The organism is Variovorax sp. V118 (assembly GCF_041154445.1).
In the GTDB taxonomy this organism is placed as follows: Bacteria; Pseudomonadota; Gammaproteobacteria; order Burkholderiales; family Burkholderiaceae_C; genus Variovorax; species Variovorax boronicumulans.
This window is the reverse complement of the sequence record NZ_AP028663.1, coordinates 143,603-163,313: the sequence shown is the minus strand read 5'-3', so window position 1 is coordinate 163,313 and position 19,711 is coordinate 143,603. Positions and strand designations below refer to the sequence as shown.

Here is a 19,711-nt window from a genome sequence, read left to right as displayed (position 1 = left end):
GGCATGCGCGGTCTTTCTCCTCAACGCAAGCGCGACATCGGCGCCCTGCTCGCCGTGCTGGTGCTGCTGGCCGTGGTGCTGCCGCTCACGCTCGACCCGTTCCGCCTGAACCTCGTGAGCAAATACCTGGCCTTCGCGTTCGTCGCGGTGGGCGTGGTGCTCACCTGGGGCTACGGCGGCGTGCTGAGCCTGGGCCAGGGCATGTTCTTCGGGCTGGGCGGCTACATGATGGCGATGTTCCTCAAGCTCGAAGCGTCCGCGCCCGAGCTGCCGGACTTCATGGTGTGGAGCAGCGTCGAGCAGCTGCCCGCGTGGTGGCAGCCCTTCCACTCGCTGGGCTGGACGGTCGTGGGCATCCTTGTGATTCCCGCCGTGCTGGCCTACGTGTTCTCGTACGCGATCTTCAAGCGGCGCGTGAGCGGCGTGTACTTCGCGATCGTCACGCTGTCGCTGGCGCTCACGCTCACGGTGGTGGTGGTCGGCCAGCAGGGCGACACCGGCGGCGCCAACGGCATCACCGATTTCCGCACGCTGCTGGGCTGGGACATCGCCACCGACGAGGCGAAGCGCACGATGTACTTCGTCGAGGTGGCGGCCATCGCGCTGGTGATGATGGTGTCGCTCGCCATCGTGCGCAGCCGCTTCGGCAAGCTGCTGATCGCCATCCGCGACAAGGAAGACCGCGTGCGCTTCAGCGGCTACAACACGGCGCACATGAAGGCCTTCGTGTTCGCGGTGGCCGCCGTGCTGTCGGCCATCGGCGGTGCGTTCTACAGCCTGCAGGTGGGGCTCATCGCGCCGGGCGTGATCGGCGTCGTGGCCTCGGTCGAGATGGTGATCTACGCGGCGGTCGGCGGGCGGCTGTCGATTCCGGGCGCGGTGATCGGCGCGCTGCTCATCGGCTTCCTCAAGTCGTACCTGTCGGAGACCTTCCCCGAAGGCTGGCTGTACGTGCTGGGCGCGGTGTTCATCCTCGTGGTGTGGGCGATGCCGAACGGGCTCGCGGGCCTGGGCGAAAAGCTCGTGCGCCGCCGTACCTCGGAGGTGGCGCCATGAACGCCACGATGACGATGCCCAACGGCGGGCTGCCGCAGGCCGCCTCGGCGGTGCCGCCGTCGAGCGAGCAGATCCTGCGCATCGAGGACCTCACCGTGTCCTTCGACGGCTTCAAGGCCGTCGACGGGCTCAGCCTCTCGGTGGAGCGCAACGAGCTGCGCGTGATCATCGGCCCGAACGGTGCCGGCAAGACCACGCTGCTCGACATGGTCTGCGGCAAGACCAAGCCCAGCGCGGGCCGCGTGCTGTTCAACGGCCAGGACCTCGGTCGCCTGAACGAGTACGAGATCGTGCGCGCCGGCGTGGGCCGCAAGTTCCAGACGCCCTCGGTCTACGAAGACCTCACGGTGCTCGAAAACTTCGAGATCTCGCTGCCTCGCATGCACGGCCTGCTGCAGTCGCTGACCTTTCGCCGCACGCCCGCCGTGCGTGCGCGCATCGACGCGATGGCCGAGCAGGTCTTCCTGGCCGATCGGCTGGGCCACCGTGCCGGGCAGCTCAGCCACGGGCAGAAGCAGTGGCTCGAGATCGGCATGCTGCTGATGCAGGAGCCCGAACTGCTGCTGCTCGACGAGCCCGTGGCCGGCATGAGCCCGCGCGAGCGCGAGCAGACCGGCGACCTGCTGCGACGCATCTCGGCCGGCAAGTCGGTGGTCGTCATCGAGCACGACATGGACTTCGTCAAGCGCATCGCGCACCGCGTCACGGTGCTGCACCAGGGCAAGTTGCTGAGCGAAGGCACGGCCGCCGAGGTGCAGGCCGACCCGCGCGTGATCGACGTGTACCTCGGCCACTGAGAAGAAGGAGAAATTCACATGCTCGAAGTCTCCGAACTCAACGTGGCGTATGGCGAGTCGCACGTCATCCGCGATGTGTCGCTGCGCGTCGCGCCCGACGAGGCGGTCGCCATCATGGGCCGCAACGGCATGGGCAAGACCACCTTGCTGAAGTCGCTCATCGGCCTCTTGCCCGCGCGCGGTGGTCACATCCGCCTGGGCGGCGCCGAGCTCACGACGCTGCCCAGCTACCAGCGCGTGGCGCAGGGCCTGGCCTTCGTGCCGCAGGGGCGCATGGTGTTTCCGTTCCTCACGGTGGAGCAGAACATCCTCGCCGGTGCCGCGAAGTCGGGTCATCGCACGGTGCCCGACTACCTCTACACCTTCTTCCCCGTGCTCAAGGACATGAAGCAGCGCAAGGCCGGCAACCTCTCGGGCGGCCAGCAGCAGATGCTGGCGATTGCGCGCGCGCTCATCTCGGAGCCGAAGGTGCTGATCCTCGACGAACCCACCGAGGGCATCCAGCCTTCGATCATCAAGGAGATCGCGCAGACGCTGAACGTGCTGCGCGCCGAGCGCGGCTTCGCCGTCGTGGTGTCGGAGCAGGTGCTGAGCTTCGCGCTCGACCTGGCCGACCGCTTTCTCGTCATCGATCGGGGCCGCATCGTGCACGACGAAGCGCGCGCGAGCCTCGACCAGGACAAGGTCAGGTCCTTTCTGACCGTGTAAGCCCTTCCCTCTTTCCCTTCAACCACTCTTCAGGAGCAGCGTCATGAGACATGGTGATATTTCGAGCAGCAACGATTGCGTCGGCGTCGCGGTCGTCAACTACAAGATGCCCCGCCTGCACACCAAGGCCGAGGTGCTGGACAACGCACGCAAGATCGGCGAGATGCTGGTCGGCATGAAGAAAGGCCTGCCGGGCATGGACCTGGTGATCTTTCCCGAGTACTCCACGCACGGGATCATGTACGACGCCAAGGAGATGTACGACACCGCCTCGGCCATCCCCGGCGAGGAGACCGCGATCTTCGCGGACGCGTGCCGCCGCGCCAACGTGTGGGGCGTGTTCTCGCTGACCGGCGAGCGCCACGAGGAGCACCCGAACAAGGCGCCCTACAACACGCTGATCCTCATGAACAACCAGGGCGAGATCGTCCAGAAGTACCGCAAGATCATGCCGTGGGTGCCCATCGAGGGCTGGTACCCGGGCGACTGCACCTACGTGAGCGAAGGCCCCAAGGGCATGAAGATGAGCCTCATCATCTGCGACGACGGCAACTACCCCGAGATCTGGCGCGACTGCGCGATGCGCGGGGCCGAACTCATCATCCGCTGCCAGGGCTACATGTACCCGGCCAAGGAGCAGCAGATCATGGTCTCCAAGGCCATGGCCTTCATGAACAACACCTACGTGGCGGTGGCCAACGCGGCCGGCTTCGACGGCGTGTACTCGTACTTCGGCCACTCGGCGCTCATCGGCTTCGACGGCCGCACGCTCGGCGAATGCGGCGAGGAAGAGATGGGCATCAACTACGCCGAGCTGTCGATGGGCCTGATCCGCGACGCGCGCAAGAACGGCCAGTCGCAGAACCACCTGTTCAAGCTGGTGCACCGCGGCTACACCGGCACCATCAACTCGGGCGACGGCGACAAGGGCGTGGCGGCCTGCCCCTACAACTTCTACACGCAGTGGATCAACGACCCCGAGGGCACGCGCGAGCGCGTGGAGTCGTTCACGCGCAGCACGGTCGGCACGCCCGAGTGCCCGATCGAGGGCATCCCGAACGAACGGCCAAGCACCGCTGACGCGCCGCCCCATGGACCACGACATCTTCGAACTCGGCGATGTCGCGCTGCAGCGGGGGGCCACCCTGCGCGGCGCGAAGCTCGCCTACAAGACCTACGGCACGCTCAACGCACAGAAGAGCAACGCCATCGTCTATCCGACCTGGTACTCGGGCCAGCACTATGACAACGAGTGGCTCATCGGCCCCGGCATGGCGCTGGACCCGGCGAAGTACTTCATCATCGTGCCCAACATGCTGGGCAACGGGCTGTCGTCCTCGCCGAGCAACACGCCCGAGCCCTACAACCTCGCGCGCTTTCCGCACGTCACGCTCTACGACAACGTGACGCTGCAGCACCGGCTGGTGACCGAGCAGTTCGGCATCGAACAGCTCGCGCTGGTGGTGGGCTGGTCGATGGGCGCGCAGCAGACCAACCAGTGGGGGTGCCTGTACCCCGAGATGGTGAAGCGCATCGCACCCTTCTGCGGCTCGGCGAAGACGGCGCCGCACAACATCGTGTTCCTCGAAGGCGTGAAGGCCGCGCTCACGGCCGACGCGGCCTGGAACGGCGGCTGGTACACCACGCCGCCGACACGCGGGCTGCGCGCGGTGGGCCGCGTGTACGCGGGCTGGGGGTTGTCGCAGCCTTTCTACATGCAGCAGCTGTGGCGCGAGCTGGGCTTCAGCTCGCTCGAAGACTTCCTGGTCGGCTACTGGGAAGGCTTCTTCCTGAAGAAGGACGCCAACAACCTGCTCGCGATGCTGTGGTCGTGGCAGCACGGCGACATCAGCGACAACCCCGTGTTCAAGGGCGACTTCAAGAAAGCGCTGGGCGCCATCAAGGCGCGCGCGATCGTGATGCCGGCCGAGCGCGACCTGTACTTTCCCGTGGCCGACAACGAATGGGAGGTGTCTCACATGCCGAACGCCGAGTGCCGCCCGATCCCTGGCGTGTGGGGCCACTTCGCGGGCGGCGGCAGCAGCCCGGTCGACACCCGCTTCATCGACAACGCCCTGCAGGAACTGCTCGCCACGCCATGAACGCTCCCGTGCACGATCCGCTCGCCGCCTACCGCATCGAGACCGAGCCCTTCTACCGGCCCGCGGGCCACGAGGTGGCGCTGTACCGGCATGCCTACCGCCACCGCATGCCGCTGATCCTCAAGGGGCCGACCGGTTGCGGCAAGACGCGCTTCGTGGAGCACATGGCGTGGTCGCTCGGGCGGCCGCTGGTCACGCTCGCATGCAACGAGGACATGACGGCCTCGGACCTCGTGGGCCGCTACCTGCTCGATGCGAACGGCACGGCCTGGCACGACGGGCCGCTGACGCTCGCGGTGCGCCACGGCGGCATCTGCTACCTCGACGAGGTGGTCGAGGCGCGGCAGGACACCACCGTGGTGATCCACCCGCTGACCGACGCGCGCCGCATCCTGCCGCTCGACAAGAAGGGCGAGCTGGTGCACGCGCACCCCGACTTCCAGCTCGTGGTGTCGTACAACCCCGGCTACCAGAGCAGCGCGAAGGACATGAAGCCCTCGACGCGCCAGCGCTTCGCGGCGCTGGAGTTCGACTACCCCGACGGCGCGCTCGAAGCGGAGATCGTCGCGCACGAGGCCGGCGTCGGCATCGAGCTCGCCGCGAAGCTGGTGGCCATTGCGCACTGCTCGCGCGAGCTCAAGCACCGCGGGCTCGACGAGGGCGTGTCGACGCGCATGCTGATCTACGCGGGCGTGCTGATCCGCGACGGCGTGTCGCCGCGCGACAGCTGCGACATGACGATGACGCGCGCCCTCACCGACGACCCCGACATGGCGAGCGCGCTGCAGGGCTTTGTCGAGGCGCAGTTCGGATGAACAACGGGTTCGGCGCCCTCTCGCTGCTGGCGCGCGGGCTGGCCGGCGTCGATGTCGACGTGCAGCCGCTGGCCGGTGCGCGGGCGGTGCTCGTGGGTCGACGGCTGCTGCTGCCCGAGGGCGACGAGGCCTTGCACCAGCACCGCGCGATGGTCGCGCATGCGGTCGCGCACCTGCGCCACTCGACGCCTGCGCGGCCGGCGCGCACGCTCAAGCCGATGGGCATCGCCGTGGTCTCGGCCCTTGAAGACGCGCGCGTCGAGCGGCTGCTGTGCCGCGACTTTCCCGGCCTGCACAGCTGGTTCGTCGCCGCGCTGCCGCCCGCGCCCGATCCGCTCGACCTGCGCTTTGCCGCGCTGGTCGCACGCATGGACCGCGTGCTGCTGCGCGCCGATGCGCCCGACGACAACCACTGGGTGAACAAGGCGCGCCGCCTGTTCGACGAGACCGTCTCGCGCGCGGGGCTGGAAGACTATGACGCCTTCCGCGCCGTCGCCTCGATCCTCGCCAACGACCTGGGCCAGATGCGCGTGCGCTTCGAGCCGCAGGACTACGCCGTGCCCGCGCCCTGGCGCGACGACAACAGCTACCTGTGGGATTTCGGCGAGGCCGAGACGCCGCCCGACGACGCCATCGCGCTGCAGCAGACGGGCGTGCGGCCACCGCCACCTTCCGATGCACCGAACGAAGGCAACGAAGCGCCACCCGAAGGCATCGCCGACATGGAAGTCGGCCGCTACACCTACCCCGAATGGGACCGCACGCAGGAGCGCCTGCGACCCGACTGGTGCACGGTGATCGAGAAGCTGCCCGCGTGGCAGGGCCTGGGCGCGGCGGACACCTCGGGAGCAGCGGGCAACGGGCGCATCGTGCCGCTCGCCCTGCCCCGCGCGCGCCACCTCGACCGCACGCACCGCCTGCGCCGCCAGTGGGAAGGCGACGACATCGACCTCAATGCAGCCATCGAGGTGCTGGTCGATCGCCGCCTGCGCCTGCGGCCCGATGCGCGGCTGTTCATGCGCCCCGGCAAGGGGCCGCGCCCGTCGAGCGTGCTGGTGCTGCTCGACCTCTCGGAGTCGGCCAACGACGCGGGCCACGGCGATGGCGCCGTGTCGCTGCTCGACCTGGAAAAGCAGGCCGCGCTGCTGCTGGCCGCCTCGAACGCGCGCGGCATCGACCGGCTCGCCATCCACGGCTTCTCGTCGAACACGCGCGCCGAGGTGTACTACTACCGCCTGCTCGAGTTCGGCCAGCCGCTGGCCGCGCCCTCGCGCGCCATGATCGGCGCGGTGCGCGGGCGCTACTCGACGCGCATGGGCGCCGCGCTGCGCCATGCGGCCTCGCACCTGCAGGCCGAGCCGGCCGGGCCGCGCGCGATCCTGCTGGTGACCGACGGCGCGCCTTCGGACATCGACGTGCACGACCCGAAGTACCTGATCGAAGACGCCCGCCAGGCCGTGACCGAGGCGCGCGACGCCGGCGTGCGCAGCGCGTGCATCGCGGTGGACGGTGCGGCCGATGCGTACGTGCGGCGCATCTTCGGCTGGCGCAACTATTGCATCGCCGACGACGCGCGCAGCCTGCCCGTACGGCTGGCCCGCATGAGCACGCGGCTGGCCGCCGCCCATTGACCGATCGAATGAAGAAAGCCAGGGAGGAGCACACAATGAGGGCCCACACATCCAGGAGACACCCCAGTGGCTGACAGGGACCCTCTTCGCGTCGGCATTCTGTATTCCGAGACCGGCGTCACCTCGACCATCGGCCTGTCGCAGCTGCAGGGCGCGCTGCTGGCCATCGAGGAGATCAACGCGGCCGGCGGCGTCGACGGCCGCGAACTCGTGGCCGTGCGCTACGACCCGCAATCGAACCCCGTGCGCTACGCCCAGCTGGCCGAGCGGCTGATCGTGCAGGACCGCGTCAACGTGCTCTTCGGCTGCTACATGTCGAGCAGCCGCAAGGCCGTGATCCCGGTGATCGAGAAGTGGAACAAGCTGCTGTTCTACCCCACGCTGTACGAAGGCTTCGAGTACTCGGGCAACGTGATCTACACCGGCGCGGCCCCCAACCAGAACAGCGTGCAGCTGGCCGAGTTCATGACCACGAACTTCGGCGCGCGCGTGTACCTGATCGGCTCCGACTACATCTACCCCTACGAGTCGAACCGCATCATGGGCGAGCTGGTGATGCAGCGCCCCGGCAGCGAAAAGCTCGGCGAGCGCTACGTGGCACTCGACGCCACCGAGAAGGACTACCGCGCGATCATGGACGACATCCGCGACAAGCGGCCCGACTTCATCTTCTCGACGGTGGTGGGCGATTCCACCGCGAGCCTGTACCGCGCCTATGCCGAGGCCGGCTTCGACCCGAAGACGATGCCCATCTCGAGCCTCACGACCTCGGAGGCCGAGATTTCGCAGATGGGCCCCGGCGTGGCCACGGGCCATTTCACGGCGGCGCCGTATTTCCAGTCGATCGATTCGCCCGCCAACCAGCGCTGCCTGGCGCGGCTGCGTGCGCGCTTCGGCGACGGCTGCGTGCCCAACCTGTGCTGGGAGGCCTCGTACTTCCAGATGCACATCTTCGCCAACGCCTTCCGGCAGGCGGGCACCGACGGCATCGCGGAGATCCTGCCGCACATCCTGGGCAGCGAGTTCGATGCACCGCAGGGCCGCGTGAAGATCGATCCGACCAACCACCACACCTGCCTGTACCCGCGCATCGGCCGCGTCGACGCGCACGGGCAGTTCACCATCGTGCGCCAGGCGACGCGCCCGGTGTACCCGGACCCGTACCTCGTCACCCACTCGCTGGGCGACTGGACGGCACGGCTCGATGCGCTGGAGCTCTAGGATGAGGGCACACCGCTTTAGTCCCGTTGCAGGCGAGGCGTCAGGACGCGTCCCACGAGAGACCTGACCGTGGACAGCACAGCCCCCAAGCGACACACCCTGCGGGTGACGCCACCGCAGCTCAAGGAGCTGCGGCTGCTGAAGATCGCGGTGATCCACCCCGACGACGCAGACGGCCGGCAGCTCACCCAGCAACTGCAGCGCATCGGCTGCCAGGTGCAGGCCTTCTGGCCGCCCGTGCAGCACCTGCCCGAGGGCATCGACGTGGCCTTCATGGCCGTGCAGCCCGACTTCATCAACCTGCGCTTCGAATGGACCCAGAGCGAGGACGCCCCCGCCGTCATCGCCGTCGTGACCTACGAGAACCCGACCATCGTCGAGGCCGTGCTCGAGATCCGCGCCAAGGCCGTGCTGCCGTCGCCGGTGCGCTCGTTCGGCCTGCTGTCGGCGCTGGTGGTCGCGCGCGAAGCCCACAAGGAAAGCCGCTCGCTCGCGCGGCGCCTGCGCAAGACCGAGGCCAAGCTGCTCGGCGTGCGCCAGCTGGCCGAGGCCAAGAGCATCCTCATGAAGACGCACGACGTGTCCGAAGGCCAGGCCCACGACCTGATCCGCGAACAGGCCATGAGCAAGCGCACCACCATGGAAGACATCGCCGCGGCCATCGTCAACGCCAACGAGATCCTCTCGCTGGGCACGCGCGGCCCCAAGCCCGGGCCGGGCTGAACGCGCTCAGAGCTGGCGGAACGCCGTCAGCACCTTCAGCACGCTCTGCGTGGCGCCGTCGAGCGTGGCGTGCGGGCGGTGCGCGATGCCCAGGCGGCGCGTGAGCTTCGGCGTGACCGGCACGATCTGCATGCGCTCGTTGAGCGCCGCGTCGGTGGTCTGCTGCAGCGGCAGCAGCGCCGCGCCATAACCCGCCGCCACCAGGCTGCGGATCGCCGCGTCGTAGTTGAGCTCGATGCGCGCGCGCGGCGCAAAGCCGGCCGCGGCAAACCACTCCATCGACAGCCGGTACATGTGCGTGGTCGCGTCGTTGAAGATCAGCGGCTGCGTCGCCAGCCAGGCCGGCGTGGCGCGCTTGGGCGCCTTCCAGCGCGGCGGCACGAAGGCCATCATGGGCTGCGTGCGCCACGGCGTGACCACCAGCTCGCGCTGCAGCGGCTGCGGCATCGCCACCAGGCCGATGTCGAGCGTGCCCGCCGCCAGCCGCGCCATCGCCTCGGCAGAACCGAGGATGCTCACCTCGACGTCGATGCCCGCATGGCCCACGCCCAGCGCCTCGATCACCTGCGGCAGCAGGTCGACCACCACGCCGGTGGAGGTGCCCAGCCGCACGCGGCCCGTGCGGCCCTCGGCCTGGCGCTTGACGGCTTCGACCGCCTCGTCGGTGTCGCGCAGCAGCTTGCGCCCGCGCTCGACCAGCGCCGCGCCGGCCGCGGTGGGCGTGACGCGGCGGTTGCCGCGCACCACCAGCTGCGCGCCCAGGCGCGATTCGAGCTCGCTGATGTGCAGGCTCACGGTGGGCTGCGCCAGGTGCAGCGCCTGCGCCGCCGCCGAGAAGGTGCCCAGGTCGGCGATGGCGATGAGGGTGCGCAGTTGGTCGAGGTTGAGCTGTCGCATCAGGAATGCTGATTGAAGGTGTCAGAAATCTCAACTTCCACAATAGCACGCGTCGCCGGAAGATGAGCGCTCCCCTACCAGGAGCCCACCGTGACCGCGCCGAAGCCACCGTCTTTTCATCAACGCCTGCTGCACGCCCTGCACGACTGGCGCCGCCGCGCCGTGACACGCCGCCGCGCGCGCGACGACGTGCTGCTGCTGGCCGGCATGAGCGACCACGACCTGCGCGACCTGGGCATCGGCCGCAGTGAAGTGCCCGAGCTGGTCGACCGCAACCGTTACTGACTCATTGAACCCTGCCTGCGGTTTCTTCAGGAAGCCGCGGGCGATTTGAGGTTCAATCCGGGGCGTGCCCTCCACCGCCTCCCCCGCCCTTCTTTCCATCGAACTCACCTCGCCGCAGTCCGTCGACGGACGGCGCGCGGCCTTCCAATCGCTGTGGCTGCTGGTGCGCATGCAGCACGCCCATGCCCATGGCGGCGGCAGCGGCGTCGTGCGGCTGGCCGACCTGCGCGGCGAGGTGTCCGACGCCAGCACGCTGCGCATGGTCGTGAGCCGCGCTTTCCGCGACTTCAAGGCCTGGGGCCTGGAGGTCGGCTGGGGCGAAGACCTGCAGCGCGAGCCGCGCTTTCTCAACGCCGAGCGGCGCAGCCAGGGCCCGTTCTGGCTGCCGGCCGCGCAAGCCAAGCGCCTGCGCCTGCTCGTGGACAACCGCCCGGCGACCGCCGCCGAGGTGGCCTCGTTCCTCGGCCTGCGTTCGCGCAAGGCGCAGGCCGCCGGCGCGATCACGCCGCCCGACGCCGTGCACCTGCAGGACGCCGCCTTCTGGAAGCAGCTGGTCGCCTCGCAGCAGGCCGCGCGGCAAGGCCGGCTCATGTCGCCGGTGGCGGGCGGAACCGGCGGCAGCGCGCTCGAAGCCATCCGCCTGGCCGGCACGCTGGCCGCCAGCGACTTCCAGCGCGCGCTGGTCACGCTCAACGAGGCGATGCTGTGGCGCCGGCTCGGCGACAACGAACAGGCGCGCCGCCGGCTGCAGGCGCTCAAGAAACAGCGGCTCGCGCACCACGTGGCGGGCAACGACTACCTCGGCGCGATGGAGTGCATCGTCTCGGCCTGGTGCGCCTACACCGCGCGCGACCTGCCGCTGGCGCAGTCGCTGCTGGGCGGCATGGCGCAAGACCCGGCGCGCGCGCTGGTGCTGCGCCACCACCCCGACGTGCGCTTCGAGTGGTGCAACCTGTGGGCGCTGGCCTGCCGCTCGCGCGCCCTCGCGCTGGCCGCCGACGACCGCCCGGCCGCCGCGACGCTGGCCGAAGAGTCGCTGCAGCGCTTCGGCGAGGCGCTGGCGGCGGCCTTCGAGTCGCACTCCTTCGATGCGGCGCAGCACGTGGCGGCCAACATGGGCATGGCCGCGTGGCTGTTCGACCGCGTGGGCCTGGGCGACCTGCCGGCGCTCGCGCACGACGGCCACCGGGCCGACACCACGCGCCGCGCGGTGCAATGGATCGCCTTCAGCGAATGGCTGTGCGGCCACACCGACGGCCAGGGCCGCTCGGCATGGAACGCGATCTACCTGATGCGCATCGCGCGCGGCCACTGCCGGCCCGACGCGCAACCCACGCTCGCGCAGTTCCGCGCGCAAAAGCCGCTCGACCCGGCCGCGATGTCGAAGCTCGCGGGTCCGCTCGCCGACGCCTTCGACACCGCGAACTGGCCCGCGCGCTGGGTCGACGTGGCGCAGGCGCGGCTGGCCGACCACCAGGCCGGGCGACGCCGCTACCCCGGCCTGCAGCAGGGCAGCCTGCTGTTCGAGCACGCGTGGTACGCGGCGCATGCGGGCGACCTGAAGGCGGCCGAGCACTCGCTGGGCCTGTTGCGCGAAGTGCTGCCGCAGCTGGTGCCGAGCGACCGCGCCTACTTCACCGAGTCGTGGAACGATGCGCTGCCGATCGAGCTGGTGCTGGAGGCGAAGCCGCCGCGGCGGCCGTCGACCCTTCGGAAAAAGGCGCGCTGAGCGCCTGCTGCACGCGCTCGCGCAGCACCGGCAACACCTCGCGCTCAAACCACGGGTGGTGCTGGAACCACGCGGTGTTGCGCGGCGACGGATGCGGCAGCGGGACGAAGCGCGGCGCGTAGTCGGCGAAGGCCTCGACGGTCTCCGTCACGCCGCCACGCGCGGCCTTGCCAAGGAAGTGGCGCTGCGCGTACTGGCCGATGAGCAAGGTCAGCGCGATGTGCGGCATCTGTGCCAGCAGGCGGTAGTGCCACAGCGGCGCGCACTCCTTGCGCGGCGGAAGGTCGCCGCTCTTGCCCCGGCCCGGGTAGCAGTAACCCATCGGCACGATCGCGATACGCGTCGCGTCGTAGAACACGTCGCGGTCGATGCCGAGCCAGCGGCGCAGCTGGTCGCCGCTCTTGTCGTTCCACGGCACACCGGTCTGGTGCACCGTGAGGCTGGGCGCCTGGCCGACGATCAGCAGCCGCGCGCTCGCACTGGCCTGCACGATCGGGCGCGGCCCCAGCGGCAGGTGCGCCTCGCACGCGCAGCAGGCGCGGATGTCGGCGAGCAGCGCATCCACGGTGCTGACAACTAGTCGGCGAACGGACGGAAGAAGGCATTCAGCTCGGTGCCCGGCGTGGCATCGGCAAAGCCGTCGAAGCGGCCCTCTTCGGCCAGCGTGCGCGCGGCGCGGATGAAGCCGCCCCAGGCCGCGCGCGCCATGCCGCCGCCCACGCTCACGCGGCGCACGCCGAGCGCAGCGATGTCCGCCATCGTCAGCTCGCTGGTCGCGCCGACCAGCAGGTTGACCGGCTTGGGCGCGACGGCGGCCACCACGGCGGCGATCTGCTCGCGCGTCTTGATGCCGGGCGCGTAGAGGCAGTCGGCGCCGGCCTCGGCGTACGCACGCAGGCGAGCGATGGCGTCGTCCAGGTCGGGGCGGTTGGCAAAGAAGTTCTCGGCGCGGCCCACGAGCAGCGTGTCGCCGCCCGCGGCGTCGATGGCCCGGCGCGCGGCGCGCAGGCGCTCGACCGCGACGTCGATGGGAAACAGCGGATCGTCGGGGTTGCCCGTCGAGTCCTCGATCGACAGGCCCGCCACGCCGGTCTCGACCGCGAGGCGCACGCTCTCGGCCACGCCCTGCGCATCGGCGGCGAAGCCGTTTTCGAAGTCGGCGTTCACCGGCAGGTCGGTGGCGGCCACGAGTTCACGCAGGTGCGCGAGGATCTGGTCGCGCGACAGGGCCCCGTCGGCGTGGCCCTGCGACCACGCAAAGCCGGAGCTGGTGGTGGCCAGCGCCTGGTAGCCCAGGCCTTCGAGGTAGCGCGCGCTGCCGGTGTCCCAGGGGTTGGGAATGACGAAGCAGCCTTGGGTATGAAGCGCGCGAAAGTCGGCGCGCTTCTGCGCGATGGAGCGGGTCATGAGAGCCTCATCTTTCCTTCGGGGTTCAGGGAGGGGTGGCGGCCACAGGTGCGGGCACCGGTGCAGCCGCGAGGATGTGTGCCGTGAGCACTGCGAACTGGTCGGTGCGGACCTCGCTGCGTCGCAGCCAGCCCTTGCTGTTGTCGACACGGTGCACCACGACGAGGTCGCGCTTGCGATCGACCATCATGAACTGGCCGCCGGCACCCACGGCCAGGAGCAACTGGTTAGGCCCGCGCTGCCAGAACGGAAAGCCCTTGAGCGGCACCCACCACAGATAGCCATAGCCGCTCCAGCCGGGTCCGACGGTCGTGTACGAGGTGGTGCTTTCGGTCACCCAGCCGGCCGGGATGACGCGCTTGTCGTGCCACATGCCGTCGCGCGCCATCAGCAGGCCGATGCGGGCCAGGTCGCGCGCCGACAGATGCATCACCTGGGCCGGGTGCTCGGAGCTGCGTTCGAGCCGGGACTCGGTGTCCTGCGGGTAGCGGAAATCCTGGAACTGCAGCGGCTCGGCCAGGTCGGTCCTCAGCGCCTCGAAGACGCTGCGTCCGGTGCGGCGTTCGAAGATGGTGCCCAGCACGTTGGCGTCCCAGTTGTTGTAGTACCAGAACTCGCCCGGCGCATGGCTGCCCCGGACCGGTCGCTCGGCCTTGGCCTGGGCGGTCTCGTAGGCGGCCGGATGGTAGACACCCGAGCGCAGCTGCAGCAGCTGCCGCACGGTGGCCGTGCGTTCGGTGTCGCTGAGCCCGTCCTTGTCGCCGATGCCGAGCTGGCCCAGCGTCTGGTCCAGGTCGATCTCGCCGCGGCCGACGTGAATGCCGTAGAGCACGCTCTGCACGCTCTTGCGCACCGAGGCCAGGTTCATCGGCTTGTCGATGTCGCCGTAGGCATGCACGAGCACGCCCTTGTCGATCACGAGGTAGGCGTCGGACTTGATCGATGCGGCAAACGCATCGGCCACCTTGAGCTTCGCTTCGGACCAGTGGCTCGGTTCAGCCACGCTCGGGGTGGCCCACTGCGCGGCGGGGAACACGCCGGCCGCGGGCACGGCGTGCGCGGCGCACAGCAGCAGCACGGCAGACAGCGCGGTGCGCAACACGCCGGGCAAGAGACTGCGCGGAAGACCGGCCATGGGCATCTCGACTCCTGAAAGTCGTGCGCCTTGGAAACGACGTGGAAACCTGGGGGCTGCGAGGCCCGGCGCGACGAGCTTCGCATTCTGACGCAGCGACGCCAGCCTTGCTGCCTCAGCACTCCACCACGTTGACTGCAAGCCCCCCGAGCGAGGTCTCCTTATAGGTGGACTTCATGTCCTCGCCGGTCTGCTTCATGGTGCGGATCACGGCGTCGAGCGAGACGTAGTGGCTGCCGTCGCCGCGCAGCGCCATGCGCGAGGCGTTGATGGCCTTCACGGCGCCCATCGCGTTGCGTTCCACGCAGGGGATCTGCACCATGCCGCCGACCGGGTCGCAGGTGAGGCCCAGGTTGTGCTCCATGCCGATCTCGGCCGCGTTCTCTACCTGCGCGGGCGTGGCGCCGAGCACGGCGGCGAGCGCGCCGGCCGCCATCGAGCAGGCCACGCCGACCTCGCCCTGGCAGCCGACCTCGGCGCCCGAGATGGAGGCGTTGGTCTTGTAGAGCATGCCGATGGCCGCGGCGGTGAGCAGGAAGTCGACGATGCCATCGTCGCTGGCCTGCGGCACGAAGCGCTGGTAGTAGTGCATCACGGCGGGCACCACGCCGGCCGCGCCGTTGGTGGGCGCGGTGACGACACGGCCGCCGGCCGCGTTCTCCTCGTTCACCGCCATCGCGAAGGCGTTGACCCAGTCCATGGCCGCGAGCGGATCGGCGGCGCCGGCCTGCGCCAGCAGCTCGCGGTGCAGCTCGGGCGCGCGGCGGCGCATGCGCAGCGGGCCGGGCAGCGCCTGCGCGGCCAGCGGGTTGTCGATGCCGAAGCCGCGCTGCACGCACTGCTGCATCACGCCCCAGATGCGCAGCAGGCCCGCGCGCACGTCGGCCTCGGGCCGCCAGACGCATTCGTTGAGCAGCACCAGCGTGGCCACGGAGATGCCGTGCGCGCGGCACTGCGCCATGAGCTCGTCGCCGGTCGTGAAGGGATGCGGCACGGCCTCTGCAGCGGCTGCCGTTTGCGCCACCGCTTGCCCGCCCTCGACGACGAAGCCGCCGCCGACCGAGAAGTAGGTGCCTTCGGCCAGCGTGCCGCCGTCGGCCGCGAAGGCCGTGAAGCGCATCGCGTTCGGGTGTTCGGGCAGCGACTCTTCGCCGCGAAAGGCGATGTCGCGCACGCGGTCGAAGGCAATGGGCGTGGTGCCCAGCAGCGCGAGCTGGCCGGTGCGGCGCAGCGCGTCGAGGCGCGGCTGCACGGTCTCGGGCTGCACGGTGTCGGGCGCGTCGCCGAAGAGCCCGAGGATCACGCCCTGGTCGGTCGCGTGGCCGTGGCCGGTGGCGCCGAGCGAGCCGAACAGGTCGACGTGCAGCCGCGCCACCTGCGCGAGCAGGCCGCGCCGTTCGAGCGATTGCGCGAACAGCAGCGCGGCGCGCATCGGCCCGACGGTGTGCGAACTGGACGGCCCGATGCCGATCTTGAAGATGTCGAAGGCGGAGAGCATCAGCGCATCATGCGACCGGAAGCTGCTGTTTGACCAGCGCCACCCAGTAGGCCGCACCGAGCGGCAGGATGTTGTCGTTGAAGTCGTAGTACGGGTTGTGCACGTTCGGGTCGTTCGGGCCCTCGCCCGCGCCGATGCCGATGTAGGCGCCGGGGCGCTTTTGCAGCATGAAGGCGAAGTCTTCCGAGCCCATGGCGGGCGGGATGTCGGTGTGTACCTGTTCGAGGTCGACCAGGCTGGCCGCTGCCGCGATGGCCGCGTCGGTCTCGGCCGGCGTGTTGACCACGCCGGGGTAGCCGCGTCGGTATTCGAGCGCCACCTTGGCGCCGTGCGTGGCGGCCACGCCGTCGCAGATCTGCTGCATCGCCGCCTGGGTCTTGTCCTGGATGGCGGCGTCGAGCGTGCGCACGGTGCCGCGCAGCACCACGGTCTCGGGAATGACGTTCCAGGTGTCGCCGCCGTGGATCTGCGTGACGCTGACCACGGCTGCGTCGGTGGCGCCGGTGCGGCGGCTCACGATGGTCTGCAGCGCGTTGATGAGCTGGGCCGAGATCACCACCGAGTCGATGCCGGTCTCGGGCATGGCGCCGTGGGCGCCCTTGCCGGTGATGACGATCTCGAAGGTGTCGAGAAAGGCCGTCATGGTGCCCTTGCGGATCGCGAAGCGCCCGCGCGGCAGGCTCGGGAAGTTGTGCATGCCGTAGACGGCGTCGGCCGGGAACTGCTCGAACAGGCCCTCTTCCACCATCACGCGGCCGCCGCCTTCGTTTTCCTCGGCGGGCTGGAACACGAAGTGCACCGTGCCCTGGAAGGGCTTGTGGCGCGACAGGTGCTCGGCCGCGCCCAGCAGCATGGCCGTGTGGCCGTCGTGGCCGCAGGCGTGCATCTTGCCGACGCATTTGGAGGCATGCGCCTGCGTGCCGAGCTCCTGCATGTTGAGCGCGTCGAGGTCGGCGCGCAGCGCGATGCTGGGGCCCTCGCCGTTCTTCAGCGTGCCGACCACGCCGGTGCCGGCCAGGCCGCGGTGCACGGGCAGGCCCATGAGCATCAGCGCGTTGGCCACCACGTTGGCGGTGCGATGTTCCTCGAAGGCGGTCTCGGGGTTGGCGTGGATGTCGCGGCGCCAGCTGAGCATGCGGGCACGGGTGTCTTCGGCAATCTCGGGGTCGCGGTACATGGCGTGAATCTCTCGTGGGATGAAATCAGTGGAAGAACTCGGCGATGAAGGTCGCGCCGAGGAAGGTGCCGGCCGTCGCGGTGAGCGACACCACCACGATGCGCCAGCCGAGGCGGCGGAACACGGGCAGGTCCTTGGCGACCGAGAAGCCGGCCAGCGCCAGCACCGGCGTGGTGAAGGCCAGGAAGTTGAGCTTGGCGGTGATCGCGATCAGCGCGTCGGAGAACGGGAACAGGCCCGGGATGCCGACCACGGTGGCCACCACCGAGAGCACCAGCACCATCGGCAGGCGCGGCACGAAGCGCTTGATGGCTTCGACGGCGCCGGCAATCGCCACCACGGCGAGCACGCCTTCGAGCGACACCAGCACCGGCACCTTGTAGGTCACGGCATTGCCGATGAGCACGCCGCCGCCCACCACCAGCCAGGCCAGCAGCGTGTCGCGCAGCGACGTCGGCGCGGCGTGGGCCACGTCGGCGCTCGAGACGTTCGCGCCTGCGTCCACGGCGGCGCCCTGTTGCGCGCCATGCTTCGAGAAGCGGCCCAGCACCGGCTCCAGCTTGCCGTAGAGCCACGAGCACAGCGGCAGCGACAGGAACAACGTGAAGTAGAAGCCGGCCACGGTGGTCAGCAGGTTCGACGCGGCGGCAATCGCCGTGAGCTGCGGCAGCATCTCGGGCGGGCTCTGCGCGGCGATGGCGCCCAGCGCCGCCGCCATCAGGCTGCCCGAGCCCACGCCGGCGCCCATGGCCAGCGAGCGCGGGTCGAAGATGTGCAGGCTGGCGATGAAGCCCGCCAGCACCGCGATGAAGAGCGCGCCCAGCACGGTGCCGGTGATGTACTCGGCCAGCACGCCGCGACCTTCAGGCGAGGCCATGCCGTACTTCTCTCCGATGATCACGAGGTTGCCTTCGCGGCCCACCGAGAAGGTGGCGCCCACGGCCTCGCGCTTGATGCCCAGCAGCAGCGCCAGCGGCAGACCCAGTGCCAGGGTGCCCAGCGCGTGGCCGAACTCCTGGAACAGCAGCGCCCAGCCGGCCTGCTTGACCTGCGGCAGCGCGGCGCCGACCGTGAGGCCCAGCTTCACCACGAACAGCAGCAGGCCCGCGTTGAGCAGGCCGCCGGCCAGCGACTGCTGCGCCGTGGCCACGCGCACCACGCCCGGCACGCGCCGGTGCGCGATGCCCCAGGCGGCGGCCATGAGCAGCGCCCACAGCATCGGCAGCAGCACCACCTTGCCGGGGCCGACGCTGAACTGCGTCGGGCCGATGAGTTCGGCCACGGCCACGAGGACCAGGGTGACGACGAGGAGCTTGAGTTTGCCGGCGGCGGTGGACGGCGCGACGGCTGCAATCGTGGAGGCGGCGGAGGTCATGGGTGGGGCGGGATGGGGCGTTTTCGAGGGGTGCCGGCAAGTTTCGGGCGCTGAGCCTCTTGCATCAATGACCGCAAATAAGGATATTCGTTGCATTGAATGCAACACTCGGAGACGACCGCCATGGACGACAAGCTCGACACCCGCCGGGTGCGCTACTTCATGCAGGTGCTCGACAGCGGCTCGGTGCGCGGTGCGGCCGACGTGCTCGACATGGACCCGTCGGCCGTGAGCCGCGCCATCGGCATCCTGGAGACCGAGTGCGGCCTGCCGCTGCTGGAGCGCCACGGACGCGGCGTGGTGCCCACCGACGCGGGCCAGCTGCTGGCCGGCTATGTGCGAAGGCAGCAGGGGCAGAAGCAGCACCTGCTGGCGCAGATGGACAGCATCCGCAAGATCGAGAGCGGCCACATCGACATCGTGGCCGGCGAAGGCTATGTCGACTGGCTCATGCGGCACAGCCTGCGCATCTTCATGGCCAGCCACCCGAAGATCACGGTGAACCTCGATGTGGCCAGCACCGACGAGATCGTGCGCCGCGTGATCGAGGAGCGTGCCCACATCGGCATGCTGTTCCAGCCGCCGAAGGACGAGCGGCTCACCTCGCACCAGTCGCACGCGCAGCCGATCCAGGCCATGGTGCTGGGCTCGCACCCGCTCGCGCAACTCGATCGCCCGCTGAAGCTGGCCGACCTGCTGCCCTACCCCGGCGCCACGCTGCACCGCAATTTCGGCGTGCGCCAGCACATCGAGGCGGCCGAGATCAGCGAAGGCGTGCGGCTGCCCGCGCTGCTGACCACCACCTCGTTCAGCGCGCTGGGCCACTTCGTGTCGGCGGGCCTGGGCTACACGCTGGGCACGCGCATCTCGCTCACGCCCAACGCCGACCACCCGTCACTGGTCGAGCTGCCGATGAAGAACCCGCTGCTGTCGCAGGGGCGCTCGCACATCGTGTCGCGCCACGGCCGCCTGCTGCCGCCGGCCGCGGCGACGCTGCTGCGGCAGGTGGTGGCGGACATGAAGCGCTATGCCGACTCGATCGCGGGCACAGGCACCGCCAAGCCCCGCGCGAGCACGCGCGGGCGCGGCGCGACGGGTTGAAGGGCATGGGGGCTTGCGTTGCGTGCACGCACGGTTCGGTGTTCTGATCGGACC

Annotated in this window: 18 protein-coding genes and 1 pseudogene; 12 read left to right on the top strand and 7 right to left on the bottom strand. The window is 69.7% G+C overall.

The annotated features are described in order from the left end of the window. The first annotated feature begins 3 nt into the window (after nt 1-3). The 9 genes and pseudogenes from urtC (at nt 4) to ACAM52_RS00730 (ending at nt 9,053) form a co-directional block, all read left to right on the top strand. Nucleotides 4-1,056: an urea ABC transporter permease subunit UrtC gene (urtC, locus tag ACAM52_RS00770; RefSeq protein ID WP_369645815.1), complete on the top strand. Its 1,053-nt coding sequence runs from the start codon at nt 4-6 to the stop codon at nt 1,054-1,056. 14 nt (nt 1,057-1,070) lie between these two features. After that, nucleotides 1,071-1,853: an urea ABC transporter ATP-binding protein UrtD gene (gene urtD, locus ACAM52_RS00765; protein WP_070061447.1), complete on the top strand. Its 783-nt coding sequence runs from the start codon at nt 1,071-1,073 to the stop codon at nt 1,851-1,853. An 18-nt stretch (nt 1,854-1,871) separates the two neighbouring features. Next, complete coding sequence (gene urtE, locus ACAM52_RS00760; RefSeq protein ID WP_369645814.1) at nt 1,872-2,561, top strand: urea ABC transporter ATP-binding subunit UrtE; 690 nt, start codon at nt 1,872-1,874, stop codon at nt 2,559-2,561. A gap of 43 nt (nt 2,562-2,604) precedes the next feature. Beyond that, nucleotides 2,605-3,624 (top strand): annotated as a pseudogene (locus ACAM52_RS00755) (aliphatic amidase); the annotation flags it as partial. 28 nt (nt 3,625-3,652) lie between these two features. Continuing rightward, nucleotides 3,653-4,663 (top strand): alpha/beta fold hydrolase, encoded by a 1,011-nt coding sequence (locus ACAM52_RS00750; protein ID WP_369645813.1) that lies wholly within the window; start codon nt 3,653-3,655, stop codon nt 4,661-4,663. Then, entirely contained in the window at nt 4,660-5,478 is an 819-nt protein-coding gene (locus tag ACAM52_RS00745; protein WP_369645812.1) for a CbbQ/NirQ/NorQ/GpvN family protein, read from the top strand. Before ACAM52_RS00750 ends, ACAM52_RS00745 begins: the two co-directional genes overlap by 4 nt. After that, the gene (locus tag ACAM52_RS00740; RefSeq protein ID WP_369645811.1) at nt 5,475-7,109 is read left to right on the top strand and encodes a VWA domain-containing protein; all 1,635 of its coding nucleotides are present in this window, start codon (nt 5,475-5,477) and stop codon (nt 7,107-7,109) included. The genes ACAM52_RS00745 and ACAM52_RS00740 overlap by 4 nt, the downstream gene beginning before the upstream one ends. Before the next feature lie 66 nt (nt 7,110-7,175). Next, nucleotides 7,176-8,330: a transporter substrate-binding domain-containing protein gene (locus ACAM52_RS00735; RefSeq protein WP_062470403.1), complete on the top strand. Its 1,155-nt coding sequence runs from the start codon at nt 7,176-7,178 to the stop codon at nt 8,328-8,330. A gap of 69 nt (nt 8,331-8,399) precedes the next feature. Continuing rightward, complete coding sequence (locus ACAM52_RS00730; RefSeq protein WP_095948498.1) at nt 8,400-9,053, top strand: ANTAR domain-containing response regulator; 654 nt, start codon at nt 8,400-8,402, stop codon at nt 9,051-9,053. A gap of 6 nt (nt 9,054-9,059) precedes the next feature. Here ACAM52_RS00730 and ACAM52_RS00725 read toward each other — a convergent pair whose 3' ends face one another. Continuing rightward, a complete protein-coding gene (locus ACAM52_RS00725; RefSeq protein WP_369645810.1) occupies nt 9,060-9,950 on the bottom strand; it encodes a LysR family transcriptional regulator in 891 nt (296 codons plus the stop codon). A 90-nt stretch (nt 9,951-10,040) separates the two neighbouring features. Between ACAM52_RS00725 and ACAM52_RS00720 the strand changes: the two genes are divergently transcribed. Then, nucleotides 10,041-10,235: a DUF1127 domain-containing protein gene (locus ACAM52_RS00720; protein WP_307582637.1), complete on the top strand. Its 195-nt coding sequence runs from the start codon at nt 10,041-10,043 to the stop codon at nt 10,233-10,235. A gap of 64 nt (nt 10,236-10,299) precedes the next feature. Then, nucleotides 10,300-11,964, top strand: coding sequence for a hypothetical protein (locus ACAM52_RS00715; protein ID WP_369645809.1), 1,665 nt, complete (start codon nt 10,300-10,302; stop codon nt 11,962-11,964). Here the strand turns inward: ACAM52_RS00715 and ACAM52_RS00710 are convergent. From ACAM52_RS00710 to ACAM52_RS00685, 6 genes are all read right to left on the bottom strand, one after another. Then, nucleotides 11,870-12,529 (bottom strand): uracil-DNA glycosylase family protein, encoded by a 660-nt coding sequence (locus tag ACAM52_RS00710; RefSeq protein ID WP_369645808.1) that lies wholly within the window; start codon nt 12,527-12,529, stop codon nt 11,870-11,872. The two genes, ACAM52_RS00715 and ACAM52_RS00710, sit on opposite strands and share 95 nt — an antisense overlap. Before the next feature lie 11 nt (nt 12,530-12,540). Then, on the bottom strand, nt 12,541-13,371 hold the full coding sequence (locus ACAM52_RS00705; RefSeq protein ID WP_369645807.1) for an oxaloacetate decarboxylase: 831 nt from the start codon (nt 13,369-13,371) through the stop codon (nt 12,541-12,543). A gap of 25 nt (nt 13,372-13,396) precedes the next feature. Beyond that, nucleotides 13,397-14,506, bottom strand: coding sequence for a serine hydrolase domain-containing protein (locus tag ACAM52_RS00700; protein WP_369645806.1), 1,110 nt, complete (start codon nt 14,504-14,506; stop codon nt 13,397-13,399). A 115-nt stretch (nt 14,507-14,621) separates the two neighbouring features. After that, entirely contained in the window at nt 14,622-16,007 is a 1,386-nt protein-coding gene (locus ACAM52_RS00695; protein ID WP_369647819.1) for an L-serine ammonia-lyase, read from the bottom strand. A 4-nt stretch (nt 16,008-16,011) separates the two neighbouring features. Further along, on the bottom strand, nt 16,012-17,181 hold the full coding sequence (locus ACAM52_RS00690; protein WP_369645805.1) for a M20 aminoacylase family protein: 1,170 nt from the start codon (nt 17,179-17,181) through the stop codon (nt 16,012-16,014). Nucleotides 17,182-17,206: 25 nt separating this feature from the next. After that, entirely contained in the window at nt 17,207-18,556 is a 1,350-nt protein-coding gene (locus ACAM52_RS00685) for a DUF3100 domain-containing protein (protein ID WP_095743098.1), read from the bottom strand. A gap of 123 nt (nt 18,557-18,679) precedes the next feature. On the opposite strand from ACAM52_RS00685, the gene ACAM52_RS00680 reads away from it, so the two are divergent. Next, nucleotides 18,680-19,657 (top strand): LysR family transcriptional regulator, encoded by a 978-nt coding sequence (locus ACAM52_RS00680; RefSeq protein ID WP_369645804.1) that lies wholly within the window; start codon nt 18,680-18,682, stop codon nt 19,655-19,657. Nucleotides 19,658-19,711 lie beyond the last annotated feature (54 nt).

Bases quoted from the DNA above. Each gene is read 5' to 3' on its own strand.
- urtC (WP_369645815.1), top strand. From the start codon at position 4: ATGCGCGGTCTTTCTCCTCAACGCAAGCGCGACATCGGCGCCCTGCTC.
- urtD (WP_070061447.1), top strand. From the start codon at position 1,071: ATGCCCAACGGCGGGCTGCCGCAGGCCGCCTCGGCGGTGCCGCCGTCG.
- urtE (WP_369645814.1), top strand. From the start codon at position 1,872: ATGCTCGAAGTCTCCGAACTCAACGTGGCGTATGGCGAGTCGCACGTC.
- ACAM52_RS00750 (WP_369645813.1), top strand. From the start codon at position 3,653: ATGGACCACGACATCTTCGAACTCGGCGATGTCGCGCTGCAGCGGGGG.
- ACAM52_RS00745 (WP_369645812.1), top strand. From the start codon at position 4,660: ATGAACGCTCCCGTGCACGATCCGCTCGCCGCCTACCGCATCGAGACC.
- ACAM52_RS00740 (WP_369645811.1), top strand. From the start codon at position 5,475: ATGAACAACGGGTTCGGCGCCCTCTCGCTGCTGGCGCGCGGGCTGGCC.
- ACAM52_RS00725 (WP_369645810.1), bottom strand. From the start codon at position 9,950: ATGCGACAGCTCAACCTCGACCAACTGCGCACCCTCATCGCCATCGCC.
- ACAM52_RS00705 (WP_369645807.1), bottom strand. From the start codon at position 13,371: ATGACCCGCTCCATCGCGCAGAAGCGCGCCGACTTTCGCGCGCTTCAT.
- ACAM52_RS00700 (WP_369645806.1), bottom strand. From the start codon at position 14,506: ATGGCCGGTCTTCCGCGCAGTCTCTTGCCCGGCGTGTTGCGCACCGCG.
- ACAM52_RS00690 (WP_369645805.1), bottom strand. From the start codon at position 17,181: ATGTACCGCGACCCCGAGATTGCCGAAGACACCCGTGCCCGCATGCTC.
- ACAM52_RS00685 (WP_095743098.1), bottom strand. From the start codon at position 18,556: ATGACCTCCGCCGCCTCCACGATTGCAGCCGTCGCGCCGTCCACCGCC.
- ACAM52_RS00680 (WP_369645804.1), top strand. From the start codon at position 18,680: ATGGACGACAAGCTCGACACCCGCCGGGTGCGCTACTTCATGCAGGTG.